The following is a 16,104-nucleotide window of genomic DNA, read 5'->3' as shown; positions in this document are numbered from 1 at the left end:
AACATATTTAATTTGGATCTTTTTACCCATCAAAACCAACATATCCCAATTACACTACCTGATGGTGAGGCGCATTACTATCCGAGCTTTTTTGACAAAAATGAAGCAGATAGTTTATTTGAAATACTCAGCACCACTATACAATGGCAACAAGATGATATCAAAGTTTTTGGCAAAGTATATCCACAACCTCGTCTTACTGCTTTATATGCCAATAATAACAACACATATTCGTATTCCAATATCACCATGCAACCTCATCAATTTACAAACGAGCTACTGATTATTAAAAAAAAGGTCGAACAGATAACCTCTGAACATTTTACTACCTGTTTACTTAATTTATATCGAGATGGCCAAGACAGTAATGGTTGGCATTCTGATAACGAAAAAGAATTAGGAAAAGAACCAACAATAGCCTCGGTTAGTTTAGGGGAAGAAAGATGGTTTCATTTTAAACACAAAACAAAAGATCTAAAGCAAAAAATATTACTCCAACATGGAAGTTTGCTAATAATGAAAGGAAAAACACAAGAAAACTGGTTACATCAAATTCCGAAATCCAAGAAAATACAAAAACCTAGAATTAATCTTACGTTTCGGATTATCCAATAAATTTGGATTTATAAAAATCGGCTACACTTCGTTTTATAGAATGATCATATAGAATTATACAAATCTCTATGATAATCCATCGACTTAATATTATAATTGTTGTTCTTCAATAAGATGAAGGTCATCACAAAAAACATCGCATGCATTATAGCCAAAAACGGAAAATTAGCATCCAGTAAGAAAAGTGATATAAAAGAAAACAATAATAACGCACATATCAGGACTTCTTTAGTAAAAATTCCAAGTACCAAAAACATCCCTAATATAAACTCTTCAAAAGGAACCAATGGAGCAAAGGATTCAATCAGCGGATGCGTAAACCACTCTGTATATTCGAAATAAGTATTTATTTCTTTTAGAAATTCTGAATATATAAAAACGTTATAAACGGAATGAACTACCAAATAGAGACCAAAAAGCACCCTTGATATCATATATAGATATACTTTAAACTTCATATGCATTTGTGTGAAAAATTGGGCAACAAAAATATATCTCAAGTGCAAAAAACAACTTGTAAAATTTAGCAAACAACTTGTACAATTAAAACATAACCCCTTAAATATCAATGCAATTGAATAATTTAAACTAAAAATACAAGTACAAAATCACTATATTGTTTGATTTTATTTTTGTAACTTTAAAACAAAAGAAAGCACTGATAATGAATCGATATACCTTACATGAAACTTTTGTTGTACATCAATATGCATTTGATAAATGGGAAGCAGAACCACATAATCACAACTATTTTGAGATTATTTTTGTAGAAAAAGGAAGTGGGTATCATACTATAAATGGTATAAGATTTCGTTATAAGAAAAATGATATTTTTCTATTAGCTCCTGAAGACACACATCATTTCGAAATTGAAAAACATTCTGGATTTACTCATTTCAAATTTACCGAGCTTTTATTTTCCAGTAAAGTCAACTTACCCGATAGGAAATACTGGCTACAAAGAATTGAGCAACTCTTGCATCATCCTAATATCATCCCAGGTGATGTGATCACTCATGAAGAAGACAGAAATATCATATGGGATATTCATAATGTAGTGATGGAGGAGTTTAAAAATGAAAAGATTTATTATCAAGAAATTATCTCTAATGCGATCAGTACAATTTTAAGTATTATCGTTCGTAATATTTCTGCTAAATATAGCAGTCATGAAAGAAACGTATCCATAACAGATTCTAGAATTGATCAAATCTTAAGCCATATCAGACAAAACGTATATGACAATGATTTAACAAAGATCAGTTATATGGCGGATAAATTTAATATGTCTCAAAGTTCTATCAGCACCTATTTTAAGAAAGCTACCGGAGAATCTATTCACCAATATGTTACCAAATACAAAATGAAACTGGTAGAGTACCGATTACAAAATACAGAATTTACCATTGCAGAGATCGCATACCAATTAGGATATACTGATGAAAGTCATCTTACAAAGACTTTTAAGAAATATTTTTCTATGTCTCCTAAACAGTATCGAAAAGACTTAACAACAGTAAGTGAGTAAGAGTTTACCCAAAAATATCATTTAACATTTTGGCTAATCGAATTCCACCTTTTTGTAATTGTGATCTTACTATTGGAAAATAGTTGTACATATATTTGTACCCTAATTTTTCGCCCACATTAGCCGATCCATATACTTGTTTTGCCAAGTTTTGGGATTCATAAATCCAATCGAGCACATCTCCTTTTTCGATGGCTGATATTTGGGACAAAGACAATTCATCTGCATTATCTGCAAGTTCGGTATAACTCATACCATAGTAATCAATCATCTCGCTATCCCAAACTCTATGGAGATTAGAACCATCTCTAAACCAACGAACTTGAATATCATTCCCTCCTTTATCCTCACCTTTACCAACATGCAACGGTTGGTGCAAATCACCTACGAAATGAACTAACAATTTAAGATGAAATTCCTTTTCTTTTTCGGAAGTATTTTCATCCTTTAATATTGCTACACATTTTTCAATTCCTTTTATTAAATCTCCATACTTACTTGGAGTCTCTTCTCCGTATTTCTTACCAAAAGGGAAATTAACATAATGCCATGGACTATATCCTTTGTACTGATCATCACTTTTTATTTCATCCGCATAAACCGAAACAAATGCCAGACCATGTCCTTTCAGTAATTTATCGATGTTTCTCTTAGCTTTTTTGGTAAGATATTTTTCTGCAATTTGTCCCGTAACCCTATGTCCAGTTTTTCCCCAATCGTCAGTATATGCTTGGATATTGTATGAAATAAGTAATATAAATAAAAATGTAATGTATCGAACAATCATGTATTGAATTTTGCCACAAAGATAAAAAAGGGTATGTTAGTGAATCGTTAAATGTCTCGTTTAACTAAGAATATTTTATCAAAAGAATCTATATCCAAAATATGGCAACATTTTTGTCGTTTCATAAATATAGTGTTGTAAACCCCTTGATATATGAAAGTACGATTTTCAATTTTTCTAATAGCTTTAACTACTATTTGTTTAGCGCAAGAGAAAGAAGAAAAAGAATATAATTCTGCTATTGTTAGAGTCAATCGTTTTATCGAAGGTACTTTAGCTACACCATACTCAGATGACAAGGTTCCATTAGTGATTTTTATAATGGATGCGGGTGCTATTAATAGAGAGGGAAATGATAGAATGTCTAAAAATGATGCGTTCAAATTATTAGCTACTCAATTGGCAAAACAAGGTGTAGCTTCGTATCGATATGATAAACGGCTTTTTAAAATTGATGCTTTCGGCATACGGGAAAACGAAATATCAATAGATCATTTTATAGAAGATGCTGCTGCGGTAGTATCCTATTTTCAGAAAAATGGAAATTATACCAAAATCATTATAGCTGGGCATGGACAAGGATCTCTAATAGGTATGATTGCAGCAAAAAATAATGTGGATGGTTTTATTTCTATTGCAGGAAATGCACAATCTATTGATCAAATTGTTGTGCAGCAACTAGAAAAACAAGCTCCTGGTCTAGATAAAAGTGCGGCTGTAGCTTTTTCTGACCTTAAGGAAAAAGGAAGAGCAATGAATTACGATCCAGCTCTAGAATCCATCTTTGGGTATCAACTACAACCATTTATGAAGTCTTGGTTAAAATACACTCCTTCTGAAGAAATCAAAAATTTAGACATTCCTATACTCATTCTGCAAGGTGACAAAGACCTTCAGGTAGAAGTTTCTGAAGCGGAAAAATTAAAAGAAGCTGTTCCTAATGCCGAATATGTTCTTATAGAAAATATGAACCATATTCTCCGTGAAATAAAGGGAAGTAGGTTAGAAAATCATAAATCTTACAACGAATATTGGCTAGAAATTATGCCTGAAGTGACAACAGCTATTGCAAGTTTCGCAAAAAAATAGCTACCTTTAGAAAAAAGAATCGCTAACCTAATCCTTCAGAATTGAATTCACCTAGTATTGTTTTTTCTGACATTGACGGTACGCTGTTAAATGCAGAAAGAGAGCTTTCAGATTTTACTATTTCAGAAATAAAAAGAATTAAAGACAAGGTTCCTGTAATACTGATTTCCTCAAGAATGCCGAGTGCCATGACTCATTTGCAAAAAGAGTTAGACATTACTCACTTGCCCTTAATTTGCTATAATGGCGGTCTTATATTGGTTGACAACAAACCTATTCATTCAACATTTATAGCCCCTGAAATCATTCATGAATTACACAATTTTAATAATGAAAATTCTTTTCATATAAGCCTATACCATAACGATGATTGGTTTGTTCCATCTATGGATTTTTGGGCAAATAGAGAAGCTCAAAACACCAAAGTAAATCCTGTAGTAAAACCAACCAAAGAAGTTATTGACAATTGGAAGGCAGAAAATAAAGGTGCTCATAAAATCATGTGTATGGGCGAGGAAAAGTACATTGATGAAGCTTATCATTTTTTAGAAAGCAACTACAGTAATTCCTTACATCTTTATAGATCCAAACCTACTTATATAGAAATTGCTCATAAAAGTATTTCAAAATTAACAGCGATTGAATTGTTATTGGATACTCATTTCAAAATTTCTCTATCAGACGCTGTAGCTTTTGGTGATAATTATAACGATATTGCTATGATCAAAGCTGTTGGCACTGGAGTCGCAGTCGCAAATGCCAAGCCTGAGACGCTAAAAATTGCTGATGTAGTTACTTTATCCGGAAAAGAAGATGGAGTAGCAACCTATATTAAAAACCATATCTAATACTTGTGCTAAGAAAAATTAAATCAATTAGAGCGTTTGTTCTTTGCTATTTGCTATTCGTAATTGCTATTGGTTGTAAATCTGTGGAGCCAACAGTAAAACTGGATGTTACCCCAGTTATTGCTTCATTGGATTTAGTAAATATCATTGAAGATAAAATTCAAGTTGAGTTAAAGATTAGTAATATAGAAACCGATACTATTAGTTATTATTTACCAAAAATTGTTCCTGGTACTTATCAAAATAATAATTACGGAAAATATGTAGAACAATTCAAAGCTTTTGATATTGATGATAATGAACTTGATGTCGAAAAACTTGGTGATAATAGATGGAAAATTAGCAATTCTAATTCCTTAAGAAAGATTACCTATCTGGTAAATGACACTTTTGATATTGAAGAAACTCATCAAGTTTTTTCTCCTACAGGAACGAATATTTCTCCGAATGAAAATTTTATCCTTAATCTCTATGCATTCATTGGATATTTTGATAAAATGAAAGAGAAAAAATATAATCTCTTCATTAAACACCCTGTTGATATGGAAGCCTCAACTTCTTTATCAGAATATTTACCAAAAGATCCTCCGAGAGGGGCAACCTACGATACGGATCTTTTTATTTTTAAAAGATATGCAGATTTGGCAGATTCTCCTATTATGTATACTGTTCCAGATCGAGTAACTTTTAACATTAATGAAATAGAGGTTTTATTAAGCGTATACTCTCCCAACAGAGTTCACCGAGCGGCACAGCTAATGCCTCAAATGGAAAGAATGATACGAGCCCAAAAGAACTTTCTTGGCTATATCAACACCACAAAAAAATATAGTGTTTTACTGTATCTTTCTACTGCTAAAAATGGAGACGCCAAAGGTTTTGGTGCTTTAGAACATAATACTTCTACTGTAGTCGTGTTACCAGAGTCTATTCCTTTAGAAAAATTAGATGAATCATTAACCGATGTTGTTTCTCATGAGTTTTTTCATATTGTAACACCGTTAAGTATTCATTCTGAAGAAATACATGATTTTGATTACAACACTCCTAAAATGTCCAAGCATTTATGGCTATATGAAGGAACTACGGAATATTTCTCTTTATTATTTCAAATAAATCAGGCTCTTATCGGTAAAGAAGTATTTTTCGAAAGAATACTTGAAAAAATTAATAACTCTAAAAACTTTGATGATACTCACTCTTTTGCCGAAATGAGTAAAAACATATTACAAAGCCCTTACTTAGAAAATTATCGGAACGTATATGAAAAAGGTGCACTCATCTCTATGTGTATTGATATAATAATGCGTGAAAAAAGTTCCGGAGCTTATGGCATTTTAGATTTGATTAAAGGATTATCAGGCAGGTTTGGTAGTGAAAAACCTTTTAAAGATGATGAGTTAATTGATATTATTAAAGAAGTGTCATATCCAGAAGTTGCTGATTTTTTAAATGCTCACGTGATCAATAACATACCTATCGATTATGGGTTTTATCTTAAAAAAGTTGGTTTAATTTATAATTCAGTAGAAATCCCTTCAGGTTATTTCATTCATGAACAAGAGCCTTTTATTAAAGGATCTGAAAGCACAAAAAAAGTTATGTTCACCGAAGGTGTAGAACGAAGTAACTTTCTTAGAAAAGTAGGCATTAAAAAGAATGATATCTTACTAGGAATTAATACAAAAGAATATTCGATTAAAAATATCTATGATCTGTTTAGCGATTCTAACAAGTGGAAAGTTGGAGATGACATTTTATTTACTATAGAACGGAATAATCAAGTACTTAAATTTAATTCTAAAGTAATTACGCCAACAATAGAGAAAGTGATTCTAAAGGAGAATCCAAATGCAACCTCCCAACAAATTTCTACCTTAAAAAGTTGGATTAACGACTAGAGTGATACTATATCTTTGTGTTAATTTCAAAAATTGTATTTTGCAACACATCTCATAAAATGAACTCACTCTATGGAAAATATTCCTTTTTTCACTAACGACACTATTGTTTTTGGAATCTTACTATTATGCCTTGGTTTGGTATTTTACACATCCTCGATTAAAACGGGCTTTTGGCAAAAGTTTTACAAATACATCCCTGCTTTACTCCTTTGCTATTTCTTACCTGCAATTTTTACTTCTTTTAATATCATAGCTCCTAAATGGGAAGAACTTGATGCAAATGGAGAGGTCATCAAAAAATCAACAAATGTATACAACGTTGCTAAAAATTATTTATTACCAGCTTCGTTAGTTCTCATGACACTAAGCATTGATTTAAAAGGAATATTTAATTTAGGTCCTAAAGCTCTCATCATGTTTTTTACTGGTACCGTAGGTGTTATTATTGGTGGTCCCTTAGCGATTTTAATAATCTCTACATTTTCTCCTGAAACTGTTGGTGGCGCTGGATTTGATGCCGTATGGAGAGGTCTATCTACACTAGCTGGTAGTTGGATTGGTGGTGGTGCTAACCAAGCTGCCATGCTAGAAATCTATGAATATAATCCTGACAAATATGGTGGCATGGTACTGGTCGATATTGTCGTAGCACAGATATGGATGGCATTGTTACTTATCGGAATAGGCAAGAGTAAAAAAATTGATCGATGGCTAAAAGCAGATAGTAGTGCTATAGAATCATTAAAAGAAAAAGTTTCTACCTATGCAGAAAGTATCAAACGAAATCCAACTTTATCGGATTATATGATTATGCTTTCCATCGCTTTTACTGCGGTAGGTTTGTCTCATTGGGGAGCAGGAGGAATTTCGAAGTTTTTATCTAGCAATTTTGAAATTTTTAATGATAAAACATCCGCTTTATCTTCTTTCACATCTCCTTTTTTCTGGATGATCACAATAGCAACAGCAATTGGAATTTTACTTTCTTATACTAAAGCCAAAAAATATGAAGGAGCTGGAGCAAGCAAAATTGGAAGTATCTTTATTTATATTCTCGTTGCTACTATAGGTATGAAAATGGATTTGACTCAAATATTTAAAAATCCCGGATTAATTGGAATCGGTTTGGTCTGGATGTTTATCCATGTAGTATTATTAATTATTGTAGCTAAAATTATTAAAGCCCCTTATTTTTTCCTCGCTGTAGGTAGTAAGGCAAACATTGGTGGTGCAGCTTCTGCGCCAGTCGTTGCCGCTGCTTTTCACCCTTCACTTGCTACTGTTGGTGTATTATTAGCAGTTTTTGGATATGTAGTAGGAACTTATGGAGCAATTCTATGTACAATATTGATGCAAATTGCTTCGGGAAGTTAGTTTTTCAATTGAATTTATAGCATCTTTGTACGCCATTTTTAAAATTAAAAAAAACTTAATGCAACGAATTTCTGTTATTTTGCTTTTAAGCATTTTATTTTTCTCTTGTAGCACCCCTAAAAAAGAAGGAAACGTTTCAATCTCTGGTACCGTAAAAGGACTAAAAAAAGGAACTTTATATCTACAAAAGATACAAGATACGATTTTAGTAAACCTAGATTCTTTAGTTATTGAAGGGGATCCACAATTCGCGTTTCAAACTAATGTTGAAGAACCAGAAATTCATTATTTATTTTTAGACAAACACGACGGGAGTCAGTACAATGATAGAATTGATTTCTTCGCAGAACCTGGCCAAATTACCATTAATACTTCTTTAAATGGTTTTGAAAAGGACGCTATCATCGCAGGTGGTAAAAACCAAACCAAATTGGTAGAATACAACAAAATGAATAAGAGATTTAAGGATAGGAATCTTAGAATCATTAAAGAAGATTATGAAGCCAAAAAGCAAAATGACGAAGAGAAACTAGCTGAAAATGATATTGCTTATAAAAACTTATTACGACAAAAGTATCTTTACACTATCAATTTTGCAATTAATAATCGAAAGTTAGAGGTAGCTCCTTACGTTACACTTCATGAAGTTTTTGATGCTAATATAAAGTATCTAGATACTGTGGTAAATTCTTTATCTCCAAAAGTAAAAAAATCGCTTTATGGAAAACAACTTACCGAATATTTAGATGAGCGAAAAGCTAAAGAAGCCCAAAGAACTGAGAAATCGTCAAACTAACCTTAGCTCTTTTAGTTTTCTGCACTAGAATTACAATTATACCTTAGGTATTTAACTTTATTACCACAATTGATTTAGAGCTTTTTTAGTTACCTTAACTAACTAACAATTAACTCTTTAAATCATGTTAAAAAAGATTTTAAATCTAAACGGGGCTCAAAAACTAGGTAAAAAAGAGCAAGAATCAATTTTAGGAGGAGGTTTACGTCCAGGTGGAAGCAGATGCTGTGATCCTGCATTAGCTTGTTGTACAACAACCGATTTAGTTAATAATCCAGTATGTGGTGCGACCTATATTCCTGGATGTTATTTTCATCCAGCTAATCCTACTTCTCCTATTCCTCCTTATTACACTTGCTGTATTTAAGGTTTAGAAGAACCTATTTTGGTAAAAAGGCTCCAGACTTTTAGCTAAGTTTGGAGTCTTTGTTATTCTACAACAATACATAAAATCTTCCAGAAAAACTCTTTTAATCCTTTGTAACTCTCTATTAATCATATACATAAATCCTAACTTCATTAGAAATCAGGATTTGCACTTAAAGAGCCGATAGAGGGACTCCCTTCGACTTTGCTCAGGACAGGCTTCTCGTCCCTTAAAAATTTCGCAAACAAAAAAATCCTAACTTCATAAAGAAATTAGGATTTGCACTTAAAGAGCCGATAGAGGGACTCGAACCCACGACCTGCTGATTACAAATCAGCTGCTCTAGCCAGCTGAGCTATATCGGCAAAGCGGTTGCAAATATAATTTCTGTAATCAAATTTGCAAATACTTTTTTAAAAAAATTATAACGAATTTACTTTTTCAGCTAAAGACTTCGCTGTTTTTTCTAAATCTTCTCGAATTGATTTAAAATGCTGAGCAGGATTTTCTATGGATCTATCACTAACTCTCGTCATCAATGTATCAAAAGAGTTGATAGCTTCATCTATGATCTCCTCACCTGCTTTTTTATCCTTATCAGGATTACTTTCCTCCCAGATATAAACTTCTTCTATAATATCTCCTAATACGTAGTTAATATCTTTTTTGAGATTTCTTTTATTTGCCATTATTATAAATTTTGTACAAAATTAGTCTTTTCGACCATTAATCAAATGGTTTTTATTCTAAATATAGGTTTGCAAAAATTTTGCTTCTTTAGACACTACTTCTATTTCTTTTATTTCCGCAGGCACCAAAATCGTTTCCCCAACATTTATTTTCATCTTTTGTTCATTCTGAATAATCTCTGCACTACCAGCAACACACATATAAATCACAAAAGAATCTAATGTCTCATGCGTTATTACTTTTTTCTGATCTATATCTATAAGGTTCGTTATAAAGTATGGACACGCTACCAATGAGGTTATTTCATTTTTTTTAGAAGAATACGGAACCTTAGATTCCCTATCAGTAGAAAAATCTATAGCCTCTAATGCGTCTTCCTGATGTAGCTCTCTATAATTCCCAGCAGCATCTGTACGATCCCAATCATAAATACGATAGGTGATATCAGATGTTTGTTGAATTTCTGCTAACAATACTCCTTTCCCTATTGCATGGATTAAACCAGCATATACAAAAAAAGTATCTCCTGTAGTAACAGGTTCATAATGCAGTAATTCTTTGATCGTTTTATCTGCTACACTCTTTTCATATTCTTCCGGACTTACTTGCTTGTCAAAACCTATAATTAAATTAGAACCTTGATCGGCTTGGAGCACATACCACATTTCGGTTTTACCAAATGAATCATGTTTTACCTTGGCCAATTCATCATCGGGATGCAATTGCACAGAAAGATCTTCTTTTGCATCAATAAACTTGATCAATAACGGAAATTTAGTACCAAAACGATTAAAGTTCTTTTCGCCTAATATCCTTTTTGAATAGACTTCTAATAATTCTTTTAGTGTTTTTCCCTTAAAATGTCCATTAGATACTACAGAATAATTATCTTCAACATCACTTACCTCCCAACTTTCGCCAATATGGTCACCTTGTTCTTGTTTACCAAGAATTGTATTTAATTTAGAACCTCCCCATATTTTCTCTTTTAATATAGGCTCAAATTTCAATATGTAAAGTGAGTCTTTATCCATTTGTAATAGCTTTTACTATCCTCAACGCTTCTTTCATATGTTTTGATGCGCTAGAACTATTAAACTTTAGTTTAATGATACCGTTTTGGTCAATTACATAAGTTTCCCTTCCTGGCAGCAATCCGAACAAACTAGATTTAACTCCAAAAAGTTTTCTTAATTCACCTTTCCTATCTGACAAAAAAATAAAGGGTAATTTATATCTATTTTTAAATCTTTCGTGTGATTTTACACTATCAGAACTAATACCGATTACTTCGACTCCTTCTTGTTTGAAATCTTCATAACTATCTCTGAAGTCACAAGCTTCTTTAATACATCCGGGAGTAAAGTTCTTCGGATAGAAATAGATTACACATGGTGTTTTTCCTATAATTTCATTACTACGGAAATATTCTCCATCATCTTTACTAACCGTAAATTCAGGTATTTTATCCCCTAATTGCAAACCCATAGGTTACTATTTGCCATTATATATTACATAATTACGTGGGGTTTCGAAAAGTGTTACTTCGATATCGTATTTTAAATTTAGCTTTTTACGAAGTCGATTCCAAATTACGACGGCAATATTTTCTGCAGTAGGATTTAAATTTTTAAATTCTTCTACTTCTTCGTTAAGATTTTTATGATCCATATAATCCTCTACTTCCGTTTTGATATGATCTTTTAATACTTTAAGATCGATCAAATAACCGGTTTCGGGATCTATGTCACCAATAACAGCCACTATTAATTCATAATTGTGACCATGAAAATGGGGATTACTACACTTTCCAAAAATCTGATTATTTTTTTCCTCGCTCCAATCTTTTCTATACAGTCGATGCGCTGCATTAAAATGAGCTTTTCTACAGGCTTTTATCCTCATAACCTTATATATTCATAAAACTTATCAAAAATGATCTTAAACCACGCTGTATAGCTTTCTGGATTGGTTGCTATGTCTTTTTTAATATCGACAATTGACATCCATTTCCAATCTGCTACTTCTTCTGGGTTAATTACAGGATCATTTTCATAATGTCCTATCAATACGTGATCTAATTCATGCTCCGTAAGACCATTATCAAATGGAGCTTTATAAATAAACGAAATTGTTTCCTTTAAAGGAGTAACAAATCCCATTTCTTCTTGCAATCTTCGGGTTCCAGCCTCGATATTGTTTTCTCCTTCTCTTTGGTGACTACAGCAAGTGTTTGTCCATAGTCCTGGTGAATGATATTTGTGATGTGCTCTTTGTTGAAGCATTATTTCCTTTTTATCGTTCAGAATAAAAACAGAAAATGCTCTGTGTAATAATGCTTTTTCATGCGCTTCGAGCTTAGACATCAATCCTATTTGCTCATCATTTTCATTCACTAAAATGACTTTTTCTTCTTCCATTTCTTAGTATTGGTTCAAAACTACAAAATCATAAAAGCAATTCATAATCTATCTTTTTTTTGACAAAAAATAAACTATTGTTTAAGATTTAAAATAAAAAAACACCTTAACTAGTAAGGTGTTTTTTGTAAACGAAAAATCAATTATTGATTATATAGGGCTATTATATATTACTTAACAATAATAAATTCACTTCGTCTACTAAGTTGATATTCTGCTTTAGTACAGTTAGAATCGTTTCCACAATCATTTACAAGTTGTGTCTCTCCATATCCTTTACTAGTTAATCTATCAGCAGAAATTCCTTTAGATACCATATATTTTACTGTGGATTTAGCTCTTTGATCGGATAACCACATATTATAAGCATCGTCTCCATGACTATCTGTATGTGATCTCACGTCGATTTTCATATCAGGATATTGATTCATTACTTCAATCACTTTAGCCAATTCTACCGCCGCATCGGCACGTATATAAGATTGATCAAAATCAAAATAAATTGGATTTAATGATAATACTTTAGCCAAGTCATCTCCAACATTAGCTGTCTTCACTTTCTTCTCTAGTAATAGTGGAACATCCAACGTTTCTGTTTTTCCTGGTGTTTCTACTAACTTTTCAATCGTTGTGTATTCCTCTTTTTCTGCTCTCACAAAGTACTTGGAACTACATTTTACAACATGAGAATATGCTGCATCATCTCCGACAATGAAACTTTCTAATAAATTATTACTACTATCGTAGATAGAAACTTTTGTACCTGTTAATAATTCTTCAGTATCCTTATCCTTTACAACGCCTGCTATAGTAATCTCACAGAAACTCTTAAGATCCTCTAGCTGTAGAAAACTATAAATATCGTCTTTTCCTCTTCCTCCATCTCTATTAGATGAAAAATATCCTCTTTTAGACTCATCATCTACAATAAATGCAAAATCATCATCTGGACCATTTACTGGCTTCCCTATATTAACAACCAGCTTCTCCTCATCTGTTTGCGGATTTAATCTGGTAACATACACATCTAAACCTCCTAATCCAATATGACCATCTGAGGCGAAGTATAAATCATTATTTGAACTAATGAAAGGAAATGTTTCTTTACCTTCTGTATTGATTCGATTTCCTAAATTTTTAGGTTCTCCTAAACTTCCATCTGCATTGATTGCTACCTGGTAAATATCAGATTGTCCTTCTCCACCAGGCATATCCGATGAAAAATACAATGTTTTTTCATCAACACTTAACGCGGGATGAGCAGTAGAATACTCGTCACTGTTAATGGATAAATTTTGAGGTGTAGTCCAACCTCCCTGGGTATTCTTGTAAGAACGATAAATTTTTAAACGATTTGTTCCTTTCTTATCATTTCCATATCGTCTACCGTCATAATTATTTCTTGTAAAATACACTGTATTTCCATCTTTTGAAAAAATAGGTGTAGACTCATGAAACTTGGTATTAAGTTTACTATCAAACTTTTCTATCTCTGACAACTCTCCATTAGTAGGATTGTATTCTGCTCTATATAAATCCAAGAAAGGCTCCTCATTCCATTGATGCACACTTTTCTTAAACAATAGCGTATCTCTGGAAGAACTAAATACAATAAATCGTCCAAAAAATGCAGAACCAAAGTCTGTAAACGAAGAATTTACAGATGAATTTTCTATTTCAAATCTTCCAGACTGAAAATCAATTCGTTTCAAATAATTGGGTTCATCTTGAAATAATTGAGCTCTTTGATCATCAGAACTTGTTTCTGCAAACTTTTTCATATATACATCAGCATCATCGTATCGTCCTACTGATTTTAAAGTCTGCGCATATCTGAAATAATATTCTGGCTCAACTTCGCTAGGATAATTTTTCACTAACTCTTCATACCATTTTGAAGCTTCTTCAAATTGACTATTGAAATAATAGCTATTTCCAAGGTTTTTGTAAAGATCAGCACTTTTATATCCTTTTTTAACAACTTTTAAATAGGTTTCCTGTGCGTCTATATATTCATATTTATCATATTGACTTTGTGCAGATTTCAACTTTCTATCCTGGGCTTGAGTAGCACTCAAAAATGAAACTCCGAAAAAAACAACTAATAACTTGTGTAATATTCCCTTCATTTTATTTTGGTTGTATTTTAGTAAAAAATCGTTCTAAAACTTTACTACAGTTCTGAAGATTGATCTAATTAAGGTTTTAAAAGAAACGAGGTGTTAGCATTCTATTATATTTTCTAAACAATTCAAAACGTAGCATTACTTCATAACTTCCATCATTAAATTGTGTTCTTCCTAATTCGGTCGATTCTTTATCATATGCAAATCCAATCATTAAAGAATCTGAAATCTGGAAACCAGCCATGGCACTAAAAGCTGCACTCCATCTATAAGCTGCTCCTAATGTTAATTTATCATATAACAAGAAATTAGCTGATATATCTACCTGTAAAGGAGCTCCAAATACTAATTTAGATAATAATGCTGGTTTAAACTTAACAGTATCACTAAGATCGAAAACATATCCTGTTATCAAATAATAGTTAATACGTTCTTCTGCAATAAATGTTGATGAATCATTACTATTTACTGTAGCATCTTCATCGAAATGATTTGTCTCTAATAAATTAGGAGCACTCAATCCAGCATAAAACTTATCTGTATGATAATAGATTCCAACACCCACATTTGGACTAAATTTATTATCGATATTATTCTCAAAATTCGGATCATTAATTTCGAACTGTGACAATCTTTGGAAATCTACATTTAGTAAATGCCCTCCCGCTTTTAATCCAAAACTTAATTTTCCTGTATCCGAAGTAGGAATCGTATAGGAGAAATCAATATCAAAGTAGGTTTCATCTGTAGGTCCGATTTCATCATTTACGATAGAGAACCCTAACCCAACTCGATTATTATCTCCTATTGGAGTGTTTAACGTTAAGGTTTGTGTTCTTGGGGCTCCATCCAATCCAACCCATTGACTACGATGCAACCCCATAATACTCATAACACCTCGGCTACCAGCATATGCAGGATTTACGCTTATCGTATTATACATATACTGGGTATATTGTGCATCTTGCTGAGCCGTAGCATAGTTCGAAACCAAACCAAATGCAATCAGCATAAATATTGTTAATAGTCTATTCATAAGTATCAATATTTGATTTAGGGAATAACAAATATACTATTCCAAATATAAATTTATCTGTTAATATACAAGTAACCTGCTTTATACGTATTTTCTCCTCTTGAATTTATGTATTCTAAAACATAGTAATATGTTCCTACAGGTAGTTTATTATTCTGAGCTATGGTAACTCTTCCGTTACTAATTCCTGTAAATAATTCCACTCCTGGTTGCATATATCCATCTTCTTCGAAAACTTGAACACCCCATCTGTTGTAAATCCTTAACGTATTATCTGGGAAGCTATCTAATCCTACAATGATAAACTCATCATTTATACCATCACCATTTGGACTAATACCCGTATAGATTGTAATTGGATCATCAGGATCTGTAAACACTCCTTCGATAATTGTAACAGTTTCATCCTCTGCATCTCCATCACCATCGGTATCAACATCTGTTGTATTGGTAGGATCATCAGAAACATCAACCACATCATCTCCATTTGGATCTTGACCTGTTACTGTAGCCTGATTGATCAC

Annotated in this window: 18 protein-coding genes and 1 tRNA gene; 8 read left to right on the top strand and 11 right to left on the bottom strand. The window is 32.3% G+C overall.

All coding sequences use genetic code 11. The features are described 5' to 3' along the window. Positions 1–12 precede the first annotated feature (12 nt). Positions 13–615 carry an alpha-ketoglutarate-dependent dioxygenase AlkB family protein gene (locus ACWNT5_RS19695; protein ID WP_456518354.1) on the top strand — a complete coding sequence of 201 codons (603 nt, stop codon included), beginning with the start codon at positions 13–15 and terminating at the stop codon, positions 613–615. A gap of 44 nt (positions 616–659) precedes the next feature. On the opposite strand, the gene ACWNT5_RS19690 is transcribed toward ACWNT5_RS19695, so the two are convergent. Continuing rightward, the gene (locus ACWNT5_RS19690; protein WP_456518353.1) at positions 660–1,073 is read right to left on the bottom strand and encodes a MauE/DoxX family redox-associated membrane protein; all 414 of its coding nucleotides are present in this window, start codon (positions 1,071–1,073) and stop codon (positions 660–662) included. A 206-nt stretch (positions 1,074–1,279) separates the two neighbouring features. On the opposite strand from ACWNT5_RS19690, the gene ACWNT5_RS19685 reads away from it, so the two are divergent. Next, entirely contained in the window at positions 1,280–2,143 is an 864-nt protein-coding gene (locus tag ACWNT5_RS19685; RefSeq protein WP_456518352.1) for a helix-turn-helix domain-containing protein, read from the top strand. 4 nt (positions 2,144–2,147) lie between these two features. Here the strand turns inward: ACWNT5_RS19685 and ACWNT5_RS19680 are convergent, their stop codons facing one another. Next, on the bottom strand, positions 2,148–2,930 hold the full coding sequence (locus tag ACWNT5_RS19680) for a S1/P1 nuclease (protein WP_456518351.1): 783 nt from the start codon (positions 2,928–2,930) through the stop codon (positions 2,148–2,150). Between the two features lie 153 nt (positions 2,931–3,083). Between ACWNT5_RS19680 and ACWNT5_RS19675 the strand changes: the two genes are divergently transcribed. The 6 genes from ACWNT5_RS19675 to ACWNT5_RS19650 all read left to right on the top strand — a co-directional run bounded on the left by ACWNT5_RS19675 (position 3,084) and on the right by ACWNT5_RS19650 (position 9,308). Next, the gene (locus ACWNT5_RS19675; protein WP_456518350.1) at positions 3,084–4,019 is read left to right on the top strand and encodes an alpha/beta hydrolase; all 936 of its coding nucleotides are present in this window, start codon (positions 3,084–3,086) and stop codon (positions 4,017–4,019) included. A gap of 41 nt (positions 4,020–4,060) precedes the next feature. Continuing rightward, positions 4,061–4,867: a Cof-type HAD-IIB family hydrolase gene (locus ACWNT5_RS19670; protein WP_456518349.1), complete on the top strand. Its 807-nt coding sequence runs from the start codon at positions 4,061–4,063 to the stop codon at positions 4,865–4,867. A 5-nt stretch (positions 4,868–4,872) separates the two neighbouring features. Then, positions 4,873–6,768 (top strand): M61 family metallopeptidase, encoded by a 1,896-nt coding sequence (locus tag ACWNT5_RS19665; RefSeq protein WP_456518348.1) that lies wholly within the window; start codon positions 4,873–4,875, stop codon positions 6,766–6,768. A 72-nt stretch (positions 6,769–6,840) separates the two neighbouring features. Further along, positions 6,841–8,145, top strand: a complete 1,305-nt coding sequence (locus ACWNT5_RS19660; RefSeq protein WP_456518347.1) for a DUF819 family protein — start codon at positions 6,841–6,843, stop codon at positions 8,143–8,145. Between the two features lie 58 nt (positions 8,146–8,203). Next, positions 8,204–8,941: a DUF4369 domain-containing protein gene (locus tag ACWNT5_RS19655; protein WP_456518346.1), complete on the top strand. Its 738-nt coding sequence runs from the start codon at positions 8,204–8,206 to the stop codon at positions 8,939–8,941. A 124-nt stretch (positions 8,942–9,065) separates the two neighbouring features. After that, the gene (locus ACWNT5_RS19650; protein WP_299609216.1) at positions 9,066–9,308 is read left to right on the top strand and encodes a hypothetical protein; all 243 of its coding nucleotides are present in this window, start codon (positions 9,066–9,068) and stop codon (positions 9,306–9,308) included. 291 nt (positions 9,309–9,599) lie between these two features. Here ACWNT5_RS19650 and ACWNT5_RS19645 read toward each other — a convergent pair. The 9 genes from ACWNT5_RS19645 to ACWNT5_RS19605 form a co-directional block, all read right to left on the bottom strand. After that, positions 9,600–9,673: transfer RNA gene (locus tag ACWNT5_RS19645), tRNA-Thr, on the bottom strand. Between the two features lie 57 nt (positions 9,674–9,730). Further along, a complete protein-coding gene (locus ACWNT5_RS19640; protein ID WP_343914743.1) occupies positions 9,731–9,997 on the bottom strand; it encodes a hypothetical protein in 267 nt (88 codons plus the stop codon). A 57-nt stretch (positions 9,998–10,054) separates the two neighbouring features. Then, positions 10,055–11,032 carry a type I phosphomannose isomerase catalytic subunit gene (locus ACWNT5_RS19635; protein ID WP_456518345.1) on the bottom strand — a complete coding sequence of 326 codons (978 nt, stop codon included), beginning with the start codon at positions 11,030–11,032 and terminating at the stop codon, positions 10,055–10,057. Further along, the gene (locus ACWNT5_RS19630; RefSeq protein WP_456518344.1) at positions 11,025–11,486 is read right to left on the bottom strand and encodes a peroxiredoxin; all 462 of its coding nucleotides are present in this window, start codon (positions 11,484–11,486) and stop codon (positions 11,025–11,027) included. Before ACWNT5_RS19630 ends, ACWNT5_RS19635 begins: the two co-directional genes overlap by 8 nt. 6 nt (positions 11,487–11,492) lie before the next feature. After that, a complete protein-coding gene (locus tag ACWNT5_RS19625) occupies positions 11,493–11,903 on the bottom strand; it encodes a 6-pyruvoyl trahydropterin synthase family protein (RefSeq protein WP_299609207.1) in 411 nt (136 codons plus the stop codon). Then, positions 11,900–12,418, bottom strand: a complete 519-nt coding sequence (gene idi, locus ACWNT5_RS19620; protein WP_456518343.1) for an isopentenyl-diphosphate Delta-isomerase — start codon at positions 12,416–12,418, stop codon at positions 11,900–11,902. Before idi ends, ACWNT5_RS19625 begins: the two co-directional genes overlap by 4 nt. A 170-nt stretch (positions 12,419–12,588) precedes the next feature. After that, positions 12,589–14,547 (bottom strand): OmpA family protein, encoded by a 1,959-nt coding sequence (locus ACWNT5_RS19615; RefSeq protein WP_456518342.1) that lies wholly within the window; start codon positions 14,545–14,547, stop codon positions 12,589–12,591. 76 nt (positions 14,548–14,623) lie between these two features. Further along, positions 14,624–15,580, bottom strand: coding sequence for a PorP/SprF family type IX secretion system membrane protein (locus tag ACWNT5_RS19610; protein WP_299900048.1), 957 nt, complete (start codon positions 15,578–15,580; stop codon positions 14,624–14,626). 53 nt (positions 15,581–15,633) lie between these two features. Continuing rightward, positions 15,634–16,104, bottom strand: a 471-nt coding sequence (locus ACWNT5_RS19605; protein WP_456518341.1) for a gliding motility-associated C-terminal domain-containing protein, incomplete at its 5' end; no start/stop codon positions are given.

This window comes from Aquimarina sp. 433 (assembly GCF_054054605.1).
Note: the sequence above shows the minus strand (reverse complement) of the source record. Positions and strands in the feature narration are given on the sequence as shown.